13 protein-coding genes and 1 pseudogene are annotated in these 18,913 nt (G+C 68.2%); 7 read left to right on the top strand and 7 right to left on the bottom strand.

What is annotated here, in order from left to right; translation table 11 throughout:
* Positions 1-104 precede the first annotated feature (104 nt).
* The 3 genes from U5809_RS33600 to U5809_RS33590 are packed head-to-tail and all read left to right on the top strand — an operon-like array spanning position 105 to position 4,789.
* Positions 105-3,041 (top strand): molybdopterin oxidoreductase family protein, encoded by a 2,937-nt coding sequence (locus U5809_RS33600; protein WP_322089706.1) that lies wholly within the window; start codon positions 105-107, stop codon positions 3,039-3,041.
* A gap of 16 nt (positions 3,042-3,057) precedes the next feature.
* Positions 3,058-3,804, top strand: coding sequence for a 4Fe-4S dicluster domain-containing protein (locus U5809_RS33595; RefSeq protein WP_322089705.1), 747 nt, complete (start codon positions 3,058-3,060; stop codon positions 3,802-3,804).
* Positions 3,805-3,841: 37 nt separating this feature from the next.
* Positions 3,842-4,789, top strand: a complete 948-nt coding sequence (locus U5809_RS33590) for a dimethyl sulfoxide reductase anchor subunit family protein (protein ID WP_322089704.1) — start codon at positions 3,842-3,844, stop codon at positions 4,787-4,789.
* Positions 4,790-4,815: 26 nt separating this feature from the next.
* On the opposite strand, the gene U5809_RS33585 is transcribed toward U5809_RS33590, so the two are convergent.
* Entirely contained in the window at positions 4,816-5,568 is a 753-nt protein-coding gene (locus U5809_RS33585; protein ID WP_322089703.1) for an IclR family transcriptional regulator, read from the bottom strand.
* Positions 5,569-5,714: 146 nt separating this feature from the next.
* Between U5809_RS33585 and U5809_RS33580 the strand changes: the two genes are divergently transcribed.
* Both U5809_RS33580 and U5809_RS33575 read left to right on the top strand, forming a co-directional pair.
* Positions 5,715-6,704, top strand: a complete 990-nt coding sequence (locus U5809_RS33580) for an AAA family ATPase (protein ID WP_322089702.1) — start codon at positions 5,715-5,717, stop codon at positions 6,702-6,704.
* Positions 6,701-8,422, top strand: coding sequence for a cobaltochelatase CobT-related protein (locus tag U5809_RS33575; protein ID WP_322089701.1), 1,722 nt, complete (start codon positions 6,701-6,703; stop codon positions 8,420-8,422). The genes U5809_RS33580 and U5809_RS33575 overlap by 4 nt, the downstream gene beginning before the upstream one ends.
* A 13-nt stretch (positions 8,423-8,435) precedes the next feature.
* On the opposite strand, the gene U5809_RS33570 is transcribed toward U5809_RS33575, so the two are convergent.
* The 6 genes from U5809_RS33570 to U5809_RS33545 all read right to left on the bottom strand — a co-directional run bounded on the left by U5809_RS33570 (position 8,436) and on the right by U5809_RS33545 (position 18,080).
* Positions 8,436-9,203: a sulfite exporter TauE/SafE family protein gene (locus U5809_RS33570; RefSeq protein WP_322089700.1), complete on the bottom strand. Its 768-nt coding sequence runs from the start codon at positions 9,201-9,203 to the stop codon at positions 8,436-8,438.
* Positions 9,200-10,234 (bottom strand): phosphate acetyltransferase, encoded by a 1,035-nt coding sequence (pta, locus tag U5809_RS33565; protein ID WP_322089699.1) that lies wholly within the window; start codon positions 10,232-10,234, stop codon positions 9,200-9,202. Before pta ends, U5809_RS33570 begins: the two co-directional genes overlap by 4 nt.
* Before the next feature lie 117 nt (positions 10,235-10,351).
* Positions 10,352-12,169, bottom strand: a complete 1,818-nt coding sequence (gene xsc, locus U5809_RS33560; protein WP_322089698.1) for a sulfoacetaldehyde acetyltransferase — start codon at positions 12,167-12,169, stop codon at positions 10,352-10,354.
* A gap of 171 nt (positions 12,170-12,340) precedes the next feature.
* The gene (locus U5809_RS33555; RefSeq protein WP_165581979.1) at positions 12,341-12,739 is read right to left on the bottom strand and encodes a nuclear transport factor 2 family protein; all 399 of its coding nucleotides are present in this window, start codon (positions 12,737-12,739) and stop codon (positions 12,341-12,343) included.
* A gap of 397 nt (positions 12,740-13,136) precedes the next feature.
* On the bottom strand, positions 13,137-16,031 hold the full coding sequence (locus U5809_RS33550) for a GH92 family glycosyl hydrolase (RefSeq protein WP_322089697.1): 2,895 nt from the start codon (positions 16,029-16,031) through the stop codon (positions 13,137-13,139).
* Between the two features lie 525 nt (positions 16,032-16,556).
* Positions 16,557-18,080, bottom strand: a complete 1,524-nt coding sequence (locus tag U5809_RS33545) for a PLP-dependent aminotransferase family protein (protein ID WP_282510622.1) — start codon at positions 18,078-18,080, stop codon at positions 16,557-16,559.
* Positions 18,081-18,350: 270 nt separating this feature from the next.
* On the opposite strand from U5809_RS33545, the gene U5809_RS33540 reads away from it, so the two are divergent.
* Both U5809_RS33540 and U5809_RS33535 read left to right on the top strand, forming a co-directional pair.
* A complete protein-coding gene (locus U5809_RS33540; RefSeq protein WP_322089696.1) occupies positions 18,351-18,689 on the top strand; it encodes a GNAT family N-acetyltransferase in 339 nt (112 codons plus the stop codon).
* Positions 18,690-18,748: 59 nt separating this feature from the next.
* A pseudogene (locus tag U5809_RS33535) lies at positions 18,749-18,913 on the top strand (phosphonoacetaldehyde dehydrogenase); the annotation flags it as partial.

The following is an 18,913-nucleotide window of genomic DNA, read 5'->3' as shown; positions in this document are numbered from 1 at the left end:
GAGGATGCGACTTTATGTCGGCCGCCTGCCGGCATAGCATGGATGAACCGATTCACGGGTGCGCCCCGGCGGGGCGCGCCGTCATCCGCGAACGAGGACAGACGATGGAACATCGGGCACGCGAGCGCGACGAGCAGGCCGAGATCAAGACGACGACCTGCTATATGTGCGCATGCCGCTGCGGCATCCGCGTACACCTGCGCGACGGCGAAGTGCGCTATATCGACGGCAATCCGCAGCATCCGCTGAACCAGGGCGTCATCTGCGCGAAAGGTTCGTCGGGAATCATGAAGCAGTATTCGCCCGCGCGGCTCACGCAGCCGCTGATGCGCAAGCCGGGCGCCGAGCGCGGCGACGCGCAGTTCGAGCCCGTGTCGTGGGAGGTCGCGTTCGACGTGCTCGAAAAGCGCCTCGCGCACCTGCGTGCGACCGACCCGAAGCGCTTCGCGCTGTTTACGGGCCGCGACCAGATGCAGGCGCTCACGGGCCTGTTCGCGAAACAGTTCGGCACGCCGAACTATGCGGCGCACGGCGGGTTCTGCTCGGCGAACATGGCGGCCGGGATGATCTACACGATCGGCGGCTCGTTCTGGGAGTTCGGCGGGCCTGATCTCGACCACGCGAAGCTGTTCTTCATGATCGGCACCGCGGAGGATCACCATTCGAATCCGCTGAAGATCGCGCTCGGCAAGTTCAAGCGCGCGGGCGGCCGTTTCATCGCGATCAATCCGGTGCGCACCGGTTACGCGGCGATCGCCGACGAATGGATTCCGATCCGCCCCGGCACCGACGGCGCGCTGTTCATGGCGCTGATGCACGAGCTGATCGCGCGCGATGCGTTCGACCTGGAGTTCGTGTCGCGCTTCACGAACGCCGGCGAACTGATCGACCTGCGCGCCGATGCCGAAACCTCCGGGCTGTTCGTGCGCGATGCCGGCGCGCCGGAGGTCAACGCGCTGTATCCGCAGAACCGGATGTGGTGGGACACGAAGACGAACCGCGCGGTGCTGCACCACACCGAGGGCGCCGAGCCGGCGCTCGACGGCCGCTACACGCTCGACGACGGCACGCCCGTCGCGCCGTCGTTCACGTTGCTGCGCGAACAGGTAGCGGACTGCACGCCCGAATGGGCGGCCGACATCACCGGCATCGCGGCCGACACGATCCGCCGCCTCGCCCGCGAGATGGAGACGGTCGCGCGCGAGCACGCGATCGAATTGCCGGTGCGCTGGACCGATTCATGGGGCAAGGAACATGCGACGGTGAAGGGCGTGCCGATCGCGTTTCATGCGATGCGCGGGCTTGCCGCGCATTCGAACGGTTTCCAGACGATCCGCGCGCTTGCCGTACTGATGTCGCTGCTCGGCACGATCGACCGGCCGGGCGGCTTCCGCCACAAGGCGCCATATCCGCGCGCGGTGCCGCCGTCGGCGAAACCGCCGAACGACCCGGCCCAGATCAGGCCGAACACGCCGCTCGCGACCGGCCCGCTCGGCTGGCCGGCCGGCCCCGAGGATCTGTTCGTCCATCCGGACGGCACGCCCGCGCGGCTCGACAAGGCGTTCTCGTGGGAATACCCGCTCGCGGTGCACGGGCTCATGCATTCGGTCATCACCAATGCGTGGCGCGGCGATCCCTATCCGATCGACACGCTGCTGATCTTCATGGCCAACATGGCGTGGAATTCGTCGATGAACACGGCGGAAGTGCGCAAGATGCTGGTCGACAAGCGCGAGGACGGCGAATACCGGATTCCGTTCCTGGTCGTGTGCGATGCCTTCGCGTCGGAGATGACGGCGTTCGCCGACCTGATCCTGCCCGACACGACCTACCTCGAACGGCACGACGTGATGTCGGTGCTCGACCGGCCCATCTCCGAATTCGACGGGCCGGTCGATTCGGTGCGCGTGCCGGTCGTGCCGCCGACCGGCGAATGCAAGCCATTCCAGGAAGTGCTGATCGAGCTCGCGAGCCGGCTGAAGTTTCCGGCCTTCACGACGGCGGACGGGCAGCGCAAGTACCGCGACTATCCCGATTTCGTCATCAATTTCCAGACCGCGCCGAATTCGGGCACCGGCTTCCTGATCGGCTGGCGCGGCAAGGACGGCGACAAGGCCGTCGTCGGTGAGCCGAACCCCGACCAGTGGAAGCGTTACGCGGAGAACAACTGCGTGTACCACCACCGGCTGCCGGAGCCGTTGCAGTACATGCGCAACTGCAATGGCCCGTACATGCAGTGGGCGGTCGACAACGGGATGCGCAAGTTCGGCGTGCCGATCGTGATCCAGCTCTACTCGGACGTGATGCAGAAATTCCGGCTCGCCGCGCAGGGGCGCACGTCGGGCCGACAGCCGCCCGACCATCTGCGCGAGCGCATCGCGCGCTACTTCGACCCGCTGCCGTTCTGGCATCGCTCGCTCGAAAGCGGGTTGACCGATGCGGGCCGCTATCCGCTCGCGGCGATCACGCAGCGGCCGATGGCGATGTACCACTCGTGGGATTCGCAGAACGCGTGGCTGCGGCAGATCCACGGCGAGAACCACCTGTTCGTGAACCCGGTGACGGCCGCCGCGCAGCAGATCGACGATGGCGCGTGGATCTACGTCGAATCGCCGTGGGGCAAGGTGCGGTGCCGCGCGCGCTACAGCGAGGCCGTGGAGCCCGGCACCGTCTGGACGTGGAACGCGATCGGCAAGGCGTCGGGCGCGTGGAATCTCGGCCCGGACGCGGGTGAATCGCAGCGCGGCTTCCTGCTCAATCACGTGATCACCGACGAACTGCCGGATGCGGCGCGAGACGGTGCGCGCGTATCGAACTCCGATCCGGTCACGGGGCAGGCCGGCTGGTACGACGTGCAGGTGCGGATCTATCCGGCCGAAGCCGATGCGGCGACGACGCTGCCGCAATTCGCGCCGATGCCGGCGCTGCCCGGCACGCCGCGCGTGCTGCAGCGCGTGCAGGCGTATTTCGCGGGAACCGGTGCATTCGCCGCGCGGCTGCGGCGCGCGGCGTCGGCCGGCCCGAAACCAGACGACCGTTGATCGAAGGAGCACGACCATGACCCAGATGGCCCTCGTCATCGACCTGAACGTGTGCGTCGGCTGCCATGCCTGCGTGACGAGTTGCAAGGAGTGGAACACGTCGGGCGAAGCCGGCAGCCTCGCCGACCTGCGCCCGTACGACGACGATCCGTCCGGCACGTTCTTCAACCGCGTGCAGACGTACGAAGCCGGGGTGTTCCCGATGACCGACACGATCCACTTCCCGAAGTCGTGCCTGCACTGCGAGGATCCGCCGTGCGTGCCCGTGTGTCCGACCGGCGCGAGCTACAAGCGCAAGTCGGACGGGATCGTGCTGGTCGACTACGACAAGTGCATCGGCTGCAAGTACTGCGCATGGGCGTGCCCGTACGGCGCACGCGAGCTCGACGAAGGCCGCAAGGAGATGACGAAGTGCACGCTGTGCGCGGACCGCATCGACAACGAGGCGCTGCCCGAGCGCGACCGCAAGCCGGCGTGCGTGCTCGCGTGCCCGACCTCGGCGCGGCTGTTCGGCGACGTGCACGATCCCGAGTCGGAGGTGTCGCGCGCGATCCTCGAACGCGGCGGCTATACGTTGATGCCGGAATGGGACACGCGGCCGTCGAATCATTACCTGCCGCGCGTGAAGACCGAAGCGTCGTGCGCGTGTGGCAGTAGCGGCGGATGCGGCAGCGCATCGGACGGGCGCAATGAAGACGAGTCGTTCGAGGCCCGCGCGGCGCGCGGCGACATCGATCTCGTTTCGCTGGCGACGCCGCGCTGAGCGCCGCGCATTTCATTCAGAACCACACGGAGTCCCCATGCGCCCAGCCTTTTCGGTCGTCTTTCTCACCACGCTGTGCGGCGCCGCACAGGGCCTGCTGCTGACGCTCGTGATCGTCGAGGCGCTGGCGCGGCTGGCCGGCGTCGACGTGCCCGCCGCGTTCTACGTGACCGGCGCCGCGCTGTCGGTCGCGCTTGGCGTGCTCGGCCTGGCCGCGTCGTTCTTCCATCTCGGCCACCCCGAACGCGCATGGCGCGCGATCGCGATGTGGCGCACGTCGTGGCTGTCGCGCGAATGCATTGCGCTGCCGGTGTTTCTCGCGTGTGCGTTCGCGTATGGCGCGGCGCACCTGTTCGGCTGGCCCGGCACGCTGCTGATCGGTGCGGCCGGGGCGCTCGCGAGCGTCGCGCTGTTCGTGTGCACCGCGATGATCTACGCGTGCCTGCGCTTCCTGCAGGAGTGGGCGAGCCCGCTGACGCTCGTGAACTTCGTGCTGCTCGGCTGCGCGTCGGGCTGCACGCTCGCGACGGCCTGCGCGGCATGGCTCGCGCCGGCGCTGGTGGGCCGGCTCGCGGTGGCCGCCTGCGTGCTGACGCTCGCGGGCGGCGTGACCCGGCTCGCGTCGCTCGTGCGCAATGCGCGGCTGCGGCCGAAGTCGACCGTGCAGAGCGCGACGGGGATCCGCAATGAGAAGGTCGAACAGAAGTCGCGCGGCTTCACGGCCAGCGCGTTCAATACGAAGGAGTTCTTTCACGGCCAGGGCAACGGCACGCTGCGCGCGGTAAAGGCCGGCTTCCTGATCGGCGCGTTCGCGGTGCCGTTCGTGCTGACGGGGGCCGGTGCGCTCGCGCCGACGTCGGTCGCGGCAGCCGTCGCGCTCGGCGCGGCATTCGTGATCCAGTATGCGGGGCTGGTCGCGGAACGCTGGTTCTTCTTCGCGGATGCGCGGCATCCGCAGAACATCTACTACCAGCGCGCGTCATGACGCCGGATGCGCGCGGCCGCGCCGGACTAGAAGGTGTCCGCGAGCGCGCGGGCTGCTTCCTGCAGGCGCGGCACGTGGTCGAGCAGCCGCGACAGCGGAGCGCGCGACACGGGCGCGTGGACGGCGACCGCGGCGATGCACGTGCCGTCGTCGCCGAGGATCGGTGCCGCGATGCACACGATGCCCGCGACGAATTCCTCGTTGTCGATCGCGACGCCCTTGTGCGCGGTGCGGTCGAGTTCGGCTTCGAGCAGCTCGGGGTCGGAGATCGTGTTCGGCGTGTGGCGCGGCAGCGCCATCGCACGTATCAGCGCCGTGCGTTCGTCGCGCGGCAGCAGGGCGAGCAGCAGTTTGCCGCTGGCGCTGCAGTAAGCGGGCACGCGCGAGCCGGGCTTCAGGTCGAGCCGCAGCGGCCAGTCGGCCTCGACGCGGTCGAGATAGACGACGTCCGTATCGTGCAGCGCGGTCAGGTTGCAGGTTTCGCCGAGATCGGCGACGAGCCGTTCGAGGATCGCATGGCGTAGCCGGCGCGCGCCGGCATGCAGCATCACGCCGGTGCCGAGCCGTGCGAGGCGCGGGCCGATGGCGTACGCGTTCTTGTTGCCCGGCTCGCGGATCACGAGGCCGCCGGCTTCGAGCGACGCGAGCATCCGGTGCAGCGATGCCTTCGGGATATCGACGTTGCGCGCGAGATCGGCGAGCGACACGGCGTCGCCGGCCTGGACGAGATGTTCGAGCAGCGCGAAGGCGCGCAGCGTGGGCGTATCCGCGGGCAGCATGTCGGGCGTTCCGGAAACTGGACTGCGGCCATTGTACCGAACGGCCCGGCAGGCCGGCCGCGCGGGGCGGCGGGCGCGGCGAACCGGCCCGGATTTTCGGCAACGGAACGCATCGTTCCGCAAATATCAGACAGGAGCGCAGTGCAATGGATGGGGTGACGAACAAGCCGGACTGCATGGTGTCGGTCCGCGAACGGTTCGGTGTCGATTCGGACCTGATGGTGCCTGCGTTCAGCGCGCGCGACGATCACGTGCCCGATGTCGACGACGCGTACCGCTTCAACCCGGACGTGACGCTCGCGATTCTCGCGGGCTTCGCGCGCAACCGCCGCGTGCTCGTGCAGGGGATGCACGGCACGGGCAAGTCCACGCATGTCGAGCAGGTTGCCGCGCGGCTGAACTGGCCGTGCGTGCGCGTGAACCTCGACGGCCACATCAGCCGGCTCGACCTCGTCGGCAAGGATGCGATCGTCGTGCGCGACGACGTGCAGGTGACCGAATTCCAGGAAGGAATCGTGCCGTGGGCGCTGCAGCGGCCCGTCGCGCTGATCTTCGACGAATACGACGCGGGGCGGCCCGACGTGATGTTCGTGATCCAGCGGATCCTGGAGCGCGACGGCAAGTTCACGCTGCTCGACCAGAACCGCGTGATCCATCCGCATCCGTCGTTCCGGCTGTTCGCGACTGCGAACACGGTCGGGCTCGGCAACCTGAACGGGCTTTATCACGGCACGCAGATGCTCAACCATGCTCAGATGGACCGCTGGAACGTGGTCGCGACGCTCGACTACCTGCCGCGCGACGAGGAGATCGGCATCGTCCGTGCGCGCGTGCCGGAACTCGCGGACGAAGCCGGCCGCCCACTGCTCGAATCGATGGTGAGCCTCGCCGAGCTGACGCGCAACGGCTTCGCGACCGGCGATTTGTCCACGCTGATGTCGCCGCGCACGGTGATCAACTGGGCCGAGAACTGCCAGATCTTCCGCGATCCGGCGCTCGCGTTCCGGCTCACGTTCCTGAACAAGTGCGACGACGCCGAGCGGCCGGTCGTCGCCGAGTATTACCAGCGCTGTTTCGGCGAGGAACTGGCGGTTGCGTCGCGCGCCGGCGGCGGCGAGCCGGGAGCCGCGCGGTGAGCGCCGATCGCGACGCCGCGCGCCGTGCGTCGGCGCGCGAGGCGCTGGGCGCGTCGACCGTGCGTGCGCTGACGAGCGACGCGGCGCTGCATTACCGCGCGGGCCGTGTGTGCCGCGACCTGCGGCCGCTGCCGATCCATGCGCCGCACGTGCGCGCGCAGGCCGCCGAGGACGATCTCGCGTCGTGGCGCGGCGCGGCCGACGGTGCGGCGCTGCGCATCCTGCATTCCGATGCCGACCTGCATCGCGCGCTGTCGGGCGACGATCCGGTCGAGCGCGTGTTGTTCGAAATGCTCGAGCAACTGCGCTGCGAATCGCTCGCACCGCCTGCGATGCGCGGCATCGTGCAGAACCTGCGCCATCGTTTCGAAACCTGGTCACGCACGTTTCATCAGTCGGGGCAGGCCGATACGCATGTCGGGATCCTCGTTTACACGGTCGCGCAGATCGCGTGGTCACGGCTGACGGGCTGGCCCGTACTCGAGGAAACGGAAGACCTGATCGAAGCGTCGCGCGCGGCGATCGTGCCCGAGATCGGTGTGCCGCTCGCGGGGCTCAAGCGGTGCCGGCACGATCAGCGCGAATTCTCGAAACATGCGCTGGCGCTGGCGCGGCGCATTGCGTCGATGATCCGCGCCGCGCGCGCGGCCGTCGTCGACACGGAGACGGAGGACGCACGCGAGCAGGACGATGCGCTGACGAACTTCTCGCTGTGGGTCGATTTCGACGATACGGGCATCGACCTGCCGGCGCTCGTGGAAACGGGCGACAGCGTCGTGCTGCACGGCGGCGGCGCGGTCTACCGCACATACACGACGCGCTATGACCGCGAGTGGCGGCCGGCCACGCAGATCCGTCCGGCATTGCTGAGCGAGTACCGCGAGCGGCTCGATGCGCAGGTCGCCGCGCAGCGGATCAACGTCACGCGGCTCGCTCGCGTGCTGCGCGCGGTGCTTGTCGTGCCGCAGGCCGACGGCTGGTCGTTCGGCGAGGAGCAGGGCCGCCTCGATGGCCGCCGGCTCGCGCAGCTCGTCAGCTCGCCGGCCGAACGGCGGCTGTTCCGGCTCGAACGCGTGCGCCCGCATGCCGATTGCGCGCTCACGTTCCTGATCGACTGCTCGGGTTCGATGAAGGCGTGGATCGACGGCGTCGCGCTGATGGTCGACACGCTGGCGCGCGCGGGCGACGCCGCGGGTCTCTCGACCGAAGTGCTCGGCTTCACGACGCTCGCGTGGAACGGCGGCCGCGCGCGGCAGGACTGGCTCGCACGCGGCAAGCCGCGCCATCCGGGCAGGCTCAACGAAACCGGCCACCTGGTGTTCAAGGACGCCGACACGCGCTGGCGGCATGCGCGCACCGGCATCGCCGCGCTGTTCAAGGCCGACCTGTTCCGCGAAGGCATCGACGGCGAAGCGGTCGAATGGGCGTGCGCGCGGCTCGCGGCGCGGCCGGAGGCGAGAAGGATCCTCGTCGTGATCTCGGACGGCAGCCCGATGGACGGCGCGACGGCGCTCGCGAACGATCCGTTCTATCTCGACAACCATCTGAAACAGGTGGTCGCACGCCAGGAAGCGGCCGGCCGCGTCGAAGTCCTCGGGCTCGGCGTCGGGCTCGATCTCGGCCCGTACTACCGGCACCGGCTCGCGATCGACCTCGCGTCGGCGCCGGACATGAAACGGCTCGTCGAAATCGCGGGCTGGATCGGCGCGCGGCGGTGAAATCGAATGAAGATCAGCTGCGATGCAACAGCGCAGGCAGCGACGTCGCGATCAGCCCGACGCCGATCGCCATCAGCACACCGAACGCGAGCCGCCGCAGCGCGACGGGCGACAGCGGCGGCGGGTAGTGACGGCCGGCGACCGTCATCAGCATCACGACCGGCGTCGCGAATGCGGCCAGCAGCCAGATGTCGCGATCGAGCTGGCCTTCGCATGCGCTGTACAGCACGCGTGTGGCCGAGGTCGTCGTGAACAGCACGATCAGCGCGCAGCGGATCTGCACGAGCGTCAGGGGCTGCCGGTAGAACTGGAAGATCAGCGGCGGCCCCGACACGCCGAACATCCCGCTCAGCAAGCCGCCGAACAGGCCGCTGACGAAGAAGCTGCGGTTGTCCGAGCGTTCGGCCAGCGGCGTCGGGCGCAGCGCCGCGCTCAGGCCGCCGTACAGCACGACCGCGCCGAGGATCAGTTGCAGCAGGTCGGCCGCCGAGCGGCTCAGGCATTCGAGCAGCAGCACGCCGGCGACGACTGACGGCAGGATGCCGAGTGTCGCCGCGCCGACCGCGCGCCAGTCGATGTGATGCAGCCGGCCCGGCAGCGCGGTCGCACCATTCGCGAGCGACACGACACTCATCAGCGTGGCGACGGTGGCGAGCGGCGCGAGCCCGAACCCGCTCGTCACGCCCATCACGATCATCCCGAGGCCGAAGCCCGTGACGGTCTGGAAATAGCTGCCGGCGCCGATCACCGCGATCAGGATCGCCAGTTTGTCGGCCGTCATGCGTGCGCGGCCTCGCCGGTCGCGGCGCGTTGCGCGGCCGCCTGCGCCTGCACGGTGGTTGCCGCGATCACGTGATACACGTCGTCGGCGCCGCAGCCGCGCGACAGGTCGTTCGCGGGCCGGCGCAACCCCTGCAGCAGCGGGCCGACGGCCTTCGCGCGGCCGATCCGCTCGGCGAGCTTGTAGCCGATGTTGCCGGCTTCGAGGCTCGGGAACACGAGCACGTTCGCGTGGCCGCCTACCTGCGAATGCGCGATCTTGCGCTCGGCGATCTCGGCGACGATCGCCGCGTCGAGCTGCACGTCGCCGTCGATCGCGAGGGCGGGGCGCAGTTCGCGCACGCGCGCCGTCGCGGTCGTCACCTTGTCGACGGCCGCATGATGCGCGCTGCCGCTCGTCGAGAACGACAGCATCGCGACGCGCGGTGGCTCGCCGAGCAGCGCGTGCGCGCTGTCGGCGGCGGCCATCGCGATCTCGGCGAGCTGGTTGGCGTCCGGATCGACGACGAGCGCGCAGTCGGAGAAGATCAGCCCGCCCTTGATCGTGTGGAACGGCTCGCACAGCATCATCAGGAAGAAGCTCGACACGATCCGGAAGGCCGGGTCGACGCCGATCAGCTGGATTGCGGCGCGCACGACGTCGGCGGTCGCATGCACGGCGCCGGCGACCGAACCGTCCGCGTCGCCGAGGCGCACCATCAGGTTTGCCCAGGTCAACGGGGCGCGCACTGCGTCGCGTGCCGCGTCGGCGGTCATGCCTTTTTTGGCGCGCAGCGCATGCAGCGCGTCGGCATATGCATCGCGTTGCGGCGCGGTAGCCGGATCGACGAGCGTCATGCCGTCGAGGTCGATCGCGTCGCGCGCGGCCGCCGCGTGGATGGCCGCACGGTCGCCGACGAGCACGATGCGGGCGATGCCGTCGCGCGTCGCGCGTGCGGCGGCTTGCAGCACGCGCGGATCGTCGGCTTCGCACAGCGCGATGCGCATCGGCTGGCGGCGCGCGGATTCGAGAATGCGGTCGAGGGCTTTCATCGGGAATTCGAAGTAAAAAAGGCCGGATGCGGCGGCCCGCACGGGGCACGGCGTCCGGCCGGGTGCCGGCCGTGCGGGAAGGGCACGGCCGGAAGCGCTTGCGTCAGCGACGCGGCATCACACGTAGTCCTTGTACTTGTCGAGCATGCGCACCGGCTTCGACAGCGCATCGCGGCGGAACGGATCGCCAAGCTCGCGCGTGCACATGATCTCGATGATCGTCGTCTTGCCTTCGTTCATCTGCATGTCGATCGCGCGCTTGAGCGCGGGGCCGACATCCTCGAGACGGTCGACCGTGATGCCTTCGGCACCCATCGCCCGCGCGATCGCCGCGAAGCTCTGGTTGTCGAGTTCACCGGCGACGAAGCGGCGGTTGTAGAAGTCGACCTGGTTCTTCTTCTCCGCGCCCCATTGACGGTTGTGGAACACGACGGCCGTGACCGGGATGTTGTGGCGCACGCAGGTCATCGTCTCCATCAGGCTCATGCCCCACGCGCCGTCGCCCGCATACGACACGGCCGGGCGGTGCGGGGCGGCGACCTTCGCGCCGATGATCGTCGGGAACGCGTAGCCGCAGTTGCCCCAGCTCATCGCCGCGAAGAAGCTGCGCGGCTTGTTGAAGCGCAGGTAGCTGTTCGCGACCGAGTTGATGTTGCCGATGTCGGTCGACACCATCACGTCCTCGGGCATCGCTTTTTCAAGTTCGCGCAGCACCTGGCGCGGATGCAGGTAGCGGCCGCCGTTGAAGGTCTTTTCGTTCTTCTGCTCGTCGATCATGTCGAGGCTGTACGCGTCGCGCTCGTGCGTCCAGTCGTCGAGCTCCTTTTCCCACGCGGCCTTTTCGGTGGCGATCTGGTCGGCGCGCTCGCCGCGCGAGCCGTCGCTCGCGAGCGTGCGGCCTTCGAGGCGCTGCGTGAGTGCGACGGCTGCCGCCTTCGCGTCGCCGCAGATGCCGACCGAGATCTTCTTCACGAGGCCGAGCATCTTGTGGTCGGCGTCGATCTGGATGATCTTCGCGTCCTTCGGCCAGTAGTCCATCCCGTGCTGCGGCAGCGTGCCGAACGGCCCGAGGCGCGAGCCGAGCGCGATCACGACGTCCGCGCGAGACAGCAGCTTCATCGCGGCCTTCGAGCCCTGGTAGCCGAGCGGGCCGCACCACAGCGGGTGGTTCGCCGGGAACGAATCGTTGTGCAGGTAGCTGTTGACGACCGGCGCGCCGAGCCGTTCGGCGAGCGCCTTGCATTCCTCGATCGCGTCGGCCATCACGACGCCGCCGCCCGAGATGATCACCGGGAACTTCGCCTGCGCGATCAGTTCGGCCGCATCGTCGAGGCTCTGCTCGCCGCCGGCGCCGCGATCGAGCCGGCGCGGTTGCGGGATCTCGACCTTGACCTTGCCGTAGAAGTAGTCGCGCGGGATGTTCAGCTGCGTCGGGCCCATCTCGGCCTGCGCGCGGTCGAAGCAGCGCGCGGTGAATTCGGCCATCCGCGCCGGGTGCGTGACGTGGCCCTGGTACTTCGTGAATTCCTGGAACATCGGCAACTGGTTCGCTTCCTGGAAGCCGCCGAGGCCGATGCCCATCGTGCCGGCTTCGGGCGTGACGATCACGACCGGGCTGTGCGCCCAGTAAGCGGCCGCGATGGCCGTCACGCAGTTGCTGATGCCGGGGCCGTTCTGGCCGATCACGACGCCGTGACGGCCCGACACGCGGGCATAGCCGTCGGCCATGTGGCCCGCGCCCTGTTCGTGCACGACCGGGATCAGGCGGATGCCGGCCGGCGCGAAGATGTCCATTGCATCCATGAACGCGGAGCCCATGATGCCGAACATGTCGGTCACGCCGTTGGCCGCGAGGGTCTCGACGAAGGCTTCGGACGGCGTCATGTCCTGCGGGCCGCTGGTCGATGCACGCAGGGAAGTGGATTGTTCGCTCATGGGTTGTCTCCGATTGTTCAATTAATGGAACGTCTTGTTCCAGATGCTATTTGCCGGGAAAAGCCGGTCAAGTCATTCCACCTGCTGCCGGGGAATGTGGAATGAAATGAAATGATTCGTTTCAAAATGCGCGCGAGGCTGGGTATCCCGGCTTGCGCGCGAGGGGCGCGTTCAGGCCGGCTGCTTCGGCCGTTCCTTGCGGAATGCGCGCTTGACGGCGATCAGCCCGTCGCGGAATTCGAACAGGTCGCAGCCTTCGGCCTCGATGCGCCAGCCTTCGGCGTGCGTGCCCGTGAACACCCACTCGGATACGCCGCGCTCGCTGGCGACGTAGTGGCGGCCGTGACCCCAGTGCGCGTCGGGGAAGGTCTTGAACACGGCCTCGAACGCGGCGCGCACGGCGTCGCGGCCGACGAAGCGCGTACCGTGGATGTCGGGGCCGCCGGCCGCGTCGAACACGCAGTCCTCGGTCATGAAGCCCATCAGTGCATTGGCGTCGTGCCGGTTGAAGGCGTCGGAAAACGCCGCGAGCGTGGCGGCCGTGGCGGGGGCGGTGAGCGTGTCGGACATAACGTGTCTCCTGTCGAATGGTGGGCGGTGTGCAAGGCGCTGGCGCGCATGCGGCACGCGGTATCGACACGTTAGTGAGCGCTCGTTTTTGGCGGTAGCGCCAGTTCGGGGGTTTCGGTTGGGCCAGCGGCGGACGCCGGCCACGTTCGCCTGTTCATGGCATTGCCGATGTGGCGGGACGCGCGGCTTGATCTGAATGCGTGCCGTCTCGCATGACGTGACGGCGAATCAGGTCGGAGAGCGTGGTGTACGCGGACAGTGGCGGAAGGGGGATTCGATTGGCGTCGGGAGTGAACCGGCTTCGACCGAGCACGTTTTCACGTCGCGCGATGCGGGTAAGAGGAGGAGCCGGGGGCACATCGTCGCGTGCGATGTGCCCCCGTGGGTCATGCGGTCATCAGGAAGCCGTCATGCCGATGCCGAACACGTGCATCTTGCCGGCGCTGACCTGCCGCGGCAGCACGATGCTCGTCACTGCCTTGCCGGGCGGCACGGGAATCTTCTGCGCGAAGATGTAGGTCTTGACGTTGTCCTGCTGGCCGTTGCCGGCATTGCGGTAGGCCATCGTGACGGCCACCGTCGAGCTTGGGCTCGCACTGCCGCCGTTCAGCGTCCAGTCGTCGAAGGCCAGCGTGACGGCCTGACTCGACCCGTCCGCGAAGTTCAGCTGCGCGGTGCCGCTGCTCGGGCCGTTGTTGGCCGAACCGAGCACCACGACGCCGGTGCCGGCCGATCCCGGCGGCAGCATCACGGTCTGGCCGACGGTCACGGTGTTGTCGAGCGAGAGCGGCCCGCCCGCCACCGTCACGCTGGCGCCGGCCACCGCGAACGGCTTGCCCGGCTGCACGCCCGCCGCGCCCAGCGCATTGATCGAGTAGCTGAACAGGCTGCCGTCGAAGTCCGCGCCCTGGCCGTCGGTATTGGTCGCGCCATCCACGCTGAAGCCGCGGTTGTTGTAGCTGTCGGCCGCGTTGACCGCCACCGGCACGCCGAACGACGGCGGCTGCGTCTGCGCGCCCCATTGCGACGGTGCGCTGCCCATCGCGAAGTGCAGCGTCGCGCCGTTGGCGATGTCGTCGTACGCGACCCATGCGGCAGGGTGGGCGCGGCCGTTGATCGACAGCGACTGCACATAGCTCGAGGCCGGCGCGCCTGCGGCGCGGATCCGCCAGGTGTGGCCGTTGCCGAGCCGCACGTCGATCTGCGGGAACTGCGGGCTGCCGATCGCGAGGCCCGCCACGCCGGGAATCTGCGGGTACAGGCCCAGCGCGCCCCACACGTACCAGCCCGACACGGCGCCGAGGTCGTCGTTGCCCGGCAGGCCGTCGGGGCCGGTGCCGAACGCGCTGCCCATGATCTGCTGCACCACGCGCTGCGTGCCCGACGGTTGCGCGGCCCAGTTGTAGAGCCACGGCACCTCGAAGGTCGGCTCGTTGCCCATGTAGAAGTTCGGCAGGCTCAGGCCGGCATTGAGCACCGTGAAGAACTGGTCGAGCCGCGACGTCACGGCTGTATTGCCGCCCAGTTGCGCGAACAGGCCGGCCGCGTTGTACGGCACCATCCACGTGTACTGTTCGGCGTTGCCCTCCACGTAGTTGTCGCCGCTGCTCGGCGTTTCGGGTATCCACGCGCCGTTCGATTGCCGCGCCGCGATCAGCGGCGGCGTCAGCGCGGTATTGAGCAGGTTCTGCCAGTAGGCCGAGCGGCTCAGCAGCATGCGCTGCGTGGCGGTATCGCCGAGTGCGCCGGCAAAGCGCGAGATCGCGAAGTCGCTGCTCGTGTATTCGAGCGTCGACGAAGCCTGTCCCCACTCGCCGCCGGTGATGTAGCCGCCCTGCAGGTAGCTCGCGCGGCCGCCGTTGGTGGTCACGTTGTTGCAGGCGGTGCCTGGGATGTTCGCCATTTTCACCATGTGCTGCAGCGCGGACCGGGTATCGAAGCGCCGTGCGCCGAATGCATGGGCGCTCGCGACGATCAGCGAGCCGGCATCGCCCGGCATCACGCCGTCCTCGACGTTGTCGTTGACCCAGTGCGGAATCGCGCCGCACTGATCGGCGTCGTTGACGAGCGACTGGATCATGTCGCTGGTCTCGGACGGGTTGAGGATCGCCTTGAGCTGGATCAGCGAACGGTAGATGTCCCAGCCCGAGAACGACGAATACTGCGCCTTCTGGCCTTTGGCGAGCTGGTGCACGGTGTTGTCGAAGCCGATGTACTGGCCGTTCACGTCGCTGAAGGTACTGGGCGCCCACAGCGCGTGATAGAGCGCCGTGTAGAACTTCTTCTTCGCGTCGAGCGTGCCGCCCGCCACGCGGATCGCGTTGAGGCGGTCGTTCCAGGTGCGGTCCGCCTGCGTGCGCACGCCCTCGAAGTCCCAGCCGCGATTTTCCGCGTCGAGGTTGGCCTTGGCATTGGCGACGCTGACGTACGAAATGCCGATCTTCATCCCGACCGCCTGGCCGGGGCGGAAGCCGAGTTGCGCCACGCCGTGCGAAATCGACGCCGACGTGAAGGCCTGGTCGAACGCGGCATAGAAGTAGACGGGTACTGGCACCGAGTTGCCGCAGAAGCCGCCACCGATCGTGCTGCCGGAGATCGCGCTGCCGGAAACCTGCGTGATCGCGCCGGTGGTCGAGGTCTTGGTATTGGTGCGCGTCGCGTCGAGCACCAGCAGCGCGGGTTTGCCGGCCGGGTAGGTGAACCGGCCGAAGCCGGTGCGCAGGGTGGCGGTCAGTTCCACCTTGATCTGCGAATCGAGCAGGACCGAATAGTAGCCGGGGCGTGCCGTTTCATTCGCATGACTGAAGGTCGGAACGAGCTGCGTCGCGTCGGTGGTCGGCATGACCGGGAATTCGCCGTTGTTGCCGCTGCAGCCGGCGCCCGGCATGTGCGTGACGCTGAAACCCTGGATCGAATGAATGTCGTAGTAGTAGCCGGCGGGCGAGTTCGGCTCCTTGCTGTCGTTCGGCGCCGGCGTGGTGTTGGTGTCGGGCGCCCATTGCACCATGCCCGACGGCAGCCCGGCGGCCGGCACGACGCTGCCGGCCTGTCCCGCCGGCACCGGGTTCGGCGAATTGCTCGCGAGCGTGCCGATCAGCGGGTCGACATACTGCGTCAGCGACAGGCCGCGGTTGTCGTCGAGATTCGTCGTGTCGGCCGCATCGGCCGAGGATTCCGCCGGATGCGCGGCCAGTATCGACGCCGCTGTTCCGTCGCTGCCGTCACCGCCACCGCACCCGCTCAACGCGCACGCCGCGGCGAGCAACGCCGCAAGCGTCGTGAATCGATTCATGATCGCCCCCTCCAGTTGGAGATGCATTTTTTGCCTTGACGATCCCGACGATCGAATCGCGGAATCGCTGTGGTTTGTTGCCGTCTTGTTGCGTCGTAACACTAGGATTCGTATGAATTCGCTGTCAATCCGAATAACGGATTTGTAATGTTTTTATTAGATTTACTAAACGAATGGAAACGATGGCGGGCAGTGGCGTGGTATCGGCGGGTGAAGCGGATTCGCAGCGCGAGTGGCGAACGCAGTGCCCTGCGACAAAGCGGGCAACAACGTGCCGATCGAGTCGATGCGTGTTGCGTGCGTGAAGGCGACCGGTACTTGAACGGAGGCCCGCAGCGTGCCCTTCAGGGCAGTGCGATCGATCGTTACAACGGGCATCCGCACGCGTCACACGAGAGCGACGCGTGCGGCACCGATGTCATGCTTCCGGCGCAACGGAAGTCGAGATCGTTGCCGGATGCGTGATTGTGGTCGATGAAAGCGGGAGGTCGCGCGATCCGCTGCGCGACACCTGTCCGCGTCCGGTCAGGCGCCCGGCTTTTGCGAGCGCATGCATTCCGCCAGCGCCCGCACGCCGGGCTCGATCCGCTCGAGCGGAATCGCGGAGAAGCCCATCCGGAAGCAGCGGCGTGCATTGCTGTCGTCGTTCGTGAAGAACACGCCGCCCGGTTCGATCAGAATCCCGGCCTCCTGCGCATCTGCCGCGAGCCGCGCCGCATCGAGCCACGCCGGCCCCTCGACCCAGCACGACGCGCCGCCCGTCACGGGCACGTAGCGCGCTTCCGGTAAATGCGCATCGAGCGCCGCCATCAGCGCCTGCGAGCGCTCGCTGTACGCATGCGCGAGCCGGCGCAGCAGCGCGTCGTGATGGCCGAGCGCGAGAAAGGTCGCGAATGCGCGCTGGATATACGCGACCGGGTGGCGCACCATCAGCCGCCGCAGCGCGCGCAACTCGCGGATCAGCTCGCGCGGCCCGACCACGTAGCCGAGCCGCAGGCCCGGCGCGAACGTCTTGGACAGGCTGCCGACATAGATCACGCGGTCGGCCGTGTCGAGACTCTTCAGCGCCGGATGCGGTGTGCCGGAGAACGTGTTCTCGCTCTCGTAGTCGTCCTCGATGATCACGAAGTCGTGCTGCTGTGCGCAATCGAGCAGCGCACGGCGGCGCTCGACCGGCATCGTCGCGGTGGTCGGGCACTGATGGCTCGGCGTCACGTACACGTAGTCGCAGCGCGACAGCGTGTCGCCGAGCGCATCGGGCGCGATCCCGTGGCCGTCGACGGGCAGCGGCAGCAGCCGCGCGTTGCGGTTCTCGAAGATGTTGCGCGCGTCGGGATAGCCGGGGTTCTCGAAGCCGACCGTCGTGTGCTTGCCGCACAGCAGGTCCGCGATCAGGTACAGCGCCTGCTGGCAGCCGTTCGTGACGACGATCTCGTCGGGCATCGCGAACACGCCGCGTCGCGGCAGCACACGCGTGCGGATCTGCTGGATCAGCGATTCGTCGTCGCGCTCGATCAGGTCGGGCGCCCAGTTGCGGATTTCCATCACCGACAGCGCCTTCAGGCAGCATTCGCGCCAGTCGTTGGTCGGGAACAGCGACTGGTCGAACTGCCCGTAGATGAACGGGAATTCGTAGTGCTGCCAGTTCGCGGGTTTCACGATGTTGCGCTGCCTCGACGGCGGATGCGCGATGCGCTTCTCCCACGCGGGGCGGCCCGGCGTGTCGTTGCCGTCCGGCTTCTCGCCCGGCTTGGCGGTTGCGAAGCCCGGCACGCCTTCGAGCATCTTCGGGTTCACGAAGTGCCCGCTGCGTTCGCGCGAGATCAGGTAGCCCTCTTCGACGAGCATCTGGTACGCGAGCACGACGGTGTTGCGCGCGACGCCGAGCTGATCGGCGAGCTCGCGGCTCGACGGCAGGGCGGCATCGGGCGCGAGCTGGCCGTCGAGGATCGCGGCCACCAGCATGCGCCGGATCTGGTCCTGCAGGCTCGACGCCGACGACCGCCGGAACTGCTGGGCCCATAAGGCGGTCGGGGTACGACTCGGCATGCTTCCTCCTGTGATCGGAACGGGAAACGCGAGGCGGTGCGCGCGGTGGGGGCGCAGGCCCGCGCGAGGCGCGGTGTCGCGAGAATACGCGCGTCGCGCCGCGGATGTGGACTCAATGAAAGGTGTCGACTGGCACTACTGCGTGCCGACGTGGCAAGACGATACTCAACTCGTCGCCCCTGGACGATCCGGATAACTCCCCGGTACGCGGGCGCAGGGAGGCGTGCGCGCATCGCGTGCGCCTGCATCGTGATGCGAAGGAGGGGCGCCATGCACGTCGTCGTGTTCAGGGATCGCTGCGCGCGCGTGATCCGCATCGTGTTCGACGATGCACGTGCGACGGCAATCGCGTATCGCAACGACGAGGCGATCGGCGAACTCGGCATCGACGACGACGGCGATGCCGCACGATCGCCGTCGCTCACGCGGCTGTTCGTCGAACCCGCCTACCGGCGCAGCGGTATTGCGCACACGCTGCTGGCGTGTGCATCGCGCGAATTCGGGCGGCCGATCCGCATCGACACCGGCGCGCGAGCGTGGCCCGACTCGCCGGCATGGGCAACGCTGTGCCGCTGCCTTGAATACGAAGGGCTGGTCGTGATGCGCTAGTGCGCGCCGCGACACCCGATTGCGTGGCCACGATCACGCAACACCAAGACGGAGACGACATGAGTACGGTCCTGAAGCCGGTTCCCGCATCCGGCGTGCGGCACGAAGCGTTGCGCATCGACGGGCAGCGCGTGTGGCGCGACGCCGTGATCGACGTGCGTAACCCGTACGACGGCTTGCTGGTCGGCACCGTGCCGAAGGCGACGCTCGACGACGTGCGCCGT

Source organism: Burkholderia sp. BCC1999, assembly GCF_905339975.1.
GTDB lineage: Bacteria > Pseudomonadota > Gammaproteobacteria > Burkholderiales > Burkholderiaceae > Burkholderia.
Note: the sequence above shows the minus strand (reverse complement) of the source record. Positions and strands in the feature narration are given on the sequence as shown.